Genomic DNA, 5,180 nt, shown 5'->3' on the forward strand with positions numbered 1-5,180 from the left:
GGTTCGGCGGCGACCGGCAGGTACGCCTCGCTGCGAACGATCTCCAAGTAGTGCCGGAACAGCAGCAGTTGCTTGTGCGAGGCGGCCAGGTCGCGAACCAGTGCGAGCGCGGCCCCCTGCACCCCCGCGATGGACGCCACGACGAGGGACAGGTCACCCACGGTGATCCGTCCACCCGCCGCCGCGACCACCGACCACACGAGCGCTCCGCCGGCGAACCCCGCCGTGGCCAGGCCCACGCCGAATTGGACGGCCAGCTGCACGCGGTCGAGCTTCGCCGTTTCCCCGTTGAACCGCCGTCGCTGCGACGACAACCGGTCGCGCAGGTGGGCTCCGATGCCGAACAGGCGGATCTCCTTGGCCGCCTGCACGTTCGTCAGCAACGCGCTGAAGAAGAATTCCCTCCGCTCGACCGGGCCGAGCTTCCACTGCAGCGCCGCCCGGCGCTGGGCGAGCCAGATCTCGCCGACCAGCGCGGGCAGCGCGGACGCCAGCACCGCGAACGGCAGCCACACCGCCAGCAGCACCAGCGAGGCGAGGAAGCCCAGGGCCTTCAAGGTGTTGCTCAACAGGGAGAGCACCGAGGTGACGACCACACCCGGCGTTGCGCCACCGTGCTGCTGCGCGAGCCTGATGCGGTCGACGAACACCGGGTCCTCGAACCTCGCCAGGCCGACGAACCCGTCGGCCGCCTCGAACAACCTGTCCAGGGCGATCGCGCCCACCCGGCGTTCCAGCTCTTTGTGCACGTACTGGATCACGTTCGGCAGCACACCCGTGAGCAGACCCGCCACCGCGAGCGCGACGGCGATGCGGAGCACCTCGCCGAAGTCGGCGCTCCCCAGCGTCAGCAGGTCGAGGAGCACCTTCATCAGCCACGCGACCAGGACCGGCACCATCGCGATGGCCAGCGTCAGGACGACGAAGACGGAGGTGTGGACCCGGCCGGCGCGCCAGGTCAGGCTCAGCGCTTCACGAACCCCCCGCACGACGGTCAGGCCCCGGCAGTGGCCGGCATGGCGTGGTCGACCCGCACGCCGGAGCTCTTGATGTGCCCGTGGGAGTCGACCAGCGCGAAGGCCGGGTACCCCTTGACCCCGAACGCCTTCGCGACCGGCCCACCCGGCTTCTCCTCCAGCACGACCCTGCCGACCCGGGACAACGCGGCGCGCTTCTCGACGACGTCCTCGGTGGCACCGATGAGCAGCGCGAAGACCCGATCCCGGCCACCGGGGAAGGTCCTCGCGGTGTCCAGGAAGTCCGGGAGCCGCTCGTCGCAGCTCTCGCAGCCGTGCGCGAAGATGCCCACGAACGTGGGACCGCCCTCGAATACGGCCGCGCTCACCTGCTCCTCGTCCACCGTGGACGCGGTGAACGTCCCGATCGAGCTGCCGTTGGGCAGCATCACCTTCGGCGGTTCAGGGCGGAAGGACTGAGCCGTCGCGTTCCGCTCGCGCAGCCGTCTGATCACCCCGGTGGTCAGGAAGAGGTTCAGGACACCCAGCACACCGACGAGTGCTGTGAACGCGATCATGAATGACATCGGAGCTCCTTCTCAGCGAATGGGTTCGAACAGCACGGCGATCTCGTCGGTCAGCAGGGCGACCGAGCCCGCCACGGCTCCGGCCGCCAGGGCGACCAGGACCCCACCGATCTCCAGCGGTCCGCCGGGCGCGTACACCCCCGCGAGCAGACCGGCCGCGGCCACGAAGAACAACAGCGCGTTCCTGGCCACCTGGAACCAGCTGACCGGTGCCGAGGAATTGCCGAAGCACTGGCACCGGACCTGCCTCCCGCGCACGATCGCCGTCACCACCGCGATCGTGAACGCGAGCAGCAGGCCGGCCGCCACCAGGAAACCCGTCGTGGCCCAAGGCGAGCAGAGCAGCGCCGGCACGGCGACCTCGGCGGCGACCACTGCCATCGCCGCGGGCTTCTTCGGGAGCGGCGGAGCCAGCTCGCCGGTCGCGCGGACGAACTCGGCGAAGTTCTCCCGCGCCCGGAGCTTGCCGAAAACGGAGGCCAGGAACACCAGGCCCAGGCACAGCCTGCAGGCGACGAGCACGTAGTCCACGGCTTCTCACCTCCTCTGTCGGTGTCTTTCCCTGTTCGCGAAAACCAGCACCGCCAACGGAACAGGGGCGAAGAACAGCCACGCGTCGTGCACGGGGGCCCAGTCCGGCTCCACCGGCAGCGGCCAGACCCTGCCGGGGTAGAAGAGCGTGCTCGCCGCCACCGCCAGCAGCACGGCGGCGCCGAAGACGGCCCCGGAGCGGTCGGCGCCGCGCTGCCGCACGACCACGGCGGTGCACGCCAGCCCGGTGCCCACGCAGACCGACGCCTCCAGCAGGTAGCCGCCGGCGCCGAGTTCGGCGCCGCGCACGGACCGGGACGCGAGCACCGCGAACACCGCCCCCCACGCGGCCATCGCGGCCGCGAAGGCGAGCACCGTCCTGGTCCACTGCCGCAACCAGCGCGGCACCGGGGTCGCCGCCGTCATCCCCGCCGCCGCGTCCACCAGGGCGAACCCCGCCGTCGCGCCGAGCAGCAGCGCCGACAGGCGGGCGGTGGCGGCCAGGTTGTACGGCCGGACCTGGTCGCCGGTGGCCACCGCGAGACCGAGGGTCGCCACCAGCACCGCCGCGAACGGGACCCAGTCGATCGCCCGGCCCACCGGCCGGACCAGGCTGACGGCCACCCGCGTGCCGGTCGTCAGAGACATGGCGTGCCCCCCGGTTCCCCGACCGGCACGTCGCCGGTCACGCCGAGCAGCGGCAGCGCCTGCCCGATCGTGGTCGACGGGTCGACCAGCACGTCCCAGTGCTCCCGGATCCGCTCCCGGGCGCCCGGCGACCGCAGCAGCTCCGCCGCCAAGGCCAGTTCGGCGTCGCCGTAGTCGACCTGCCCCAGGTCGGACGTGGCCCTCGTGCGCGTGCCCTCCCCGCCGTCCGGCAGCCGGACCTGGCTGTGGGTCCGTTCAGGCTCGACGGCCTCCTCGACCTGGCCGGTCAGCCAGAGCGCGACGACGGTCCGGGACTGGTTCCGCGCGTCGCAGCCGTCCATGGTCTGCCGGACGGTGATCGGCGGGAACCCGGTCAGCGCGCCCGCCACCTGCGCGGCGAGCGACCTCCTGGACGCGACTTCGCCGCCGTTGCGGCCCCACGACGTGTCCGGCATGATCACGGGTTCCTGCGCTCGCGGGTCGAGCCTCCCGGTCCTCGTCCGCTGCACGATGGAGGGCACCCGCTCCCTCGCCGCCGGCGGCGCCGCCGCCACCACCGGGTCCACCGCCCGCTGCCACAGCGGGATCCACGCGGCGAACGAGGGGAACGAGCAGTACCGGACCTCGTTGAGGGTCTCGCAGTGGTCGGCTCCCGCCGTCACCAGCCGGTCCGACCGGCCGCGGTCCGCGCTCGCCGAGGGCGAGGACGCCTCCGGGGAGGTGGTCGTCAGCACCCCGCCCAGGACGACGGCGGCGAGACCGGCCGCCAGGAGCGTCCCGGACCACGGCCTCAACCCGTGCCGCAGCACCGCCGCGGCGACGACGGCGACGAGCAGCCCCGCCGCGTAGAGCAGGTGCCAGAGCGGCGGCCTGGTCGCGTCGACCGCGATCTTGAGGTCCGGCACCACGGGCAGCAGCCACGCGCCGGGGAACTGGAACATCGCCCACACCACCACCAGCACGGTGATCGGCGCCGCGATGAGCCCGGGAACCCACCTGGCGAGCGCCACGCCGGCGGCTGCCATCAGCGCCACCATCACCACACCGGTGACGGGTTCGGCGAGGTCGAAGCGCCCGACCGGCACGCTGCCCACCAGCAGCGTGGCGAAGTGCAGGGCCATGACCACCACCGACAGGAGCACCGCCACCGAAACGGCGGCGACGAGCACCGCCAGCGTCCGGGTCCTCGGCCTGGCCGGCAGTGGTGCGAGCACCTCGGCGAGCCCACCGCGGCTGTCGCGCAGGGTCGCCAGGTTCGAGGACAGCATCGCGCCGGCGCCGAGGATCAACGCCGCGGTCGCCGTGTCGACGGTGTCCACCGACCAGTTCGGCATCTGCTGCCAGCTGGTGAACGTGCGCGCCGCCAGCGTCACGACGGCCAGGGACAACACGAGGGGGTTGCGCAGCTGGAGACGCGTTTCGAACAGCACCAGCGCGCCGAGGGAGCGGTTCACGCGACCGTCTCCGCGGTCTCGGCGAGGAGGAGCAGGTAGCCGTCCTCGACCGTCGGCTCGACCGCCGCGCCGTCCCGGGGCCGGGCGCCGATCACGCGGTAACGGCCCTCGGCCGTCCGCCAGTGCACCTCGCCGCCCGTCGGCCGTTCGGCCGTCGACCAGACCCTGCCACCCGCCTGCCCCGCGAGCCCCGCGGGATCGCCGTCGAAGACGACCTGCCCGGCGCGGAACACGATCACCCGCTCGCACAGCGCCGCGACGTCCTCGGTCTGGTGCGTCGACAGCAGCACGACCTTGCTCTCGCCGAGCCGGGAGAGCAGCGTCCGGAAACGCATCCGCTGCTCCGGGTCCAGGCCGACCGTCGGTTCGTCGAGGATGATGAAATCCGGATCCCCGATGAGGGCCGCGGCGATGCCGAGGCGCTGGCGCATCCCACCGGAGAGCTTCTTCACCTTGAGGGCCGACTGCCCGGTCAGGTCCACCTCGGCGAGCACCCGCCGGATTTCCCGGTCACGCCGCCGCCGATCGGTGATTTCTTTCAGCACGGCGATGTAGTCCAACATCTGCGCGGAGGTGAAATGCCCGTACAGGCCGGGGTCCTGGGGGAGGTACCCGATCCTCCGGCGCAGTTCCGTTCGTTGAACGCGGTCGGCCGGGTCCAGTCCGAGTACCCGAATTCCCCCGGAATCGGGTGCGAGCACCGTGGCCAAACACCGCAGCAGGGTCGTCTTGCCGGCGCCGTTGGGGCCCAGCAGCCCCGTGACACCCGGTCCCACCTCGAGGTCCAAGCCGTCCATCACACGTTTCTGCCCGTAACGCTTGCCCAGCGCCCGTACCTCGACAGTTAACGCCATGTCTTCACCTCGGGTGTAGTAGTCGTCTAGAGTTGAACGGCCGGGGGGCGAGCCCGGGAGCGGTGGGGACGGCACCCCCCCGGGAGGACACAACATAACACCAGCCCCCGCCCCCCCACACGAAATCAGAGATAAAAAAAACCCGCACCC

At 71.9% G+C, this 5,180-nt stretch carries 6 protein-coding genes; all 6 read right to left on the reverse strand.

Annotated elements, in window-relative coordinates; genetic code table 11:
- Positions 1 to 989, reverse strand: a 989-nt coding sequence (locus ACFV4N_RS23460) for an ABC transporter ATP-binding protein (RefSeq protein WP_499674720.1), incomplete at its 3' end; no start/stop codon positions are given.
- A gap of 5 nt (positions 990 to 994) precedes the next feature.
- Positions 995 to 1,543, reverse strand: a complete 549-nt coding sequence (locus ACFV4N_RS23465) for a TlpA family protein disulfide reductase (protein WP_499674721.1) — start codon at positions 1,541 to 1,543, stop codon at positions 995 to 997.
- Between the two features lie 12 nt (positions 1,544 to 1,555).
- Positions 1,556 to 2,074 carry a MauE/DoxX family redox-associated membrane protein gene (locus ACFV4N_RS23470; RefSeq protein WP_499674722.1) on the reverse strand — a complete coding sequence of 173 codons (519 nt, stop codon included), beginning with the start codon at positions 2,072 to 2,074 and terminating at the stop codon, positions 1,556 to 1,558.
- Between the two features lie 6 nt (positions 2,075 to 2,080).
- Positions 2,081 to 2,722, reverse strand: a complete 642-nt coding sequence (locus ACFV4N_RS23475) for a hypothetical protein (RefSeq protein WP_499674723.1) — start codon at positions 2,720 to 2,722, stop codon at positions 2,081 to 2,083.
- Positions 2,713 to 4,176, reverse strand: a complete 1,464-nt coding sequence (locus ACFV4N_RS23480; protein WP_499674724.1) for a hypothetical protein — start codon at positions 4,174 to 4,176, stop codon at positions 2,713 to 2,715. The genes ACFV4N_RS23475 and ACFV4N_RS23480 overlap by 10 nt, the downstream gene beginning before the upstream one ends.
- Positions 4,173 to 5,030: an ATP-binding cassette domain-containing protein gene (locus ACFV4N_RS23485; protein WP_499674725.1), complete on the reverse strand. Its 858-nt coding sequence runs from the start codon at positions 5,028 to 5,030 to the stop codon at positions 4,173 to 4,175. Before ACFV4N_RS23485 ends, ACFV4N_RS23480 begins: the two co-directional genes overlap by 4 nt.
- Positions 5,031 to 5,180 lie beyond the last annotated feature (150 nt).

Origin of the sequence: Actinosynnema sp. NPDC059797, from assembly GCF_042732085.1 — a bacterium.
Taxonomy (GTDB): domain Bacteria; phylum Actinomycetota; class Actinomycetes; order Mycobacteriales; family Pseudonocardiaceae; genus Actinosynnema.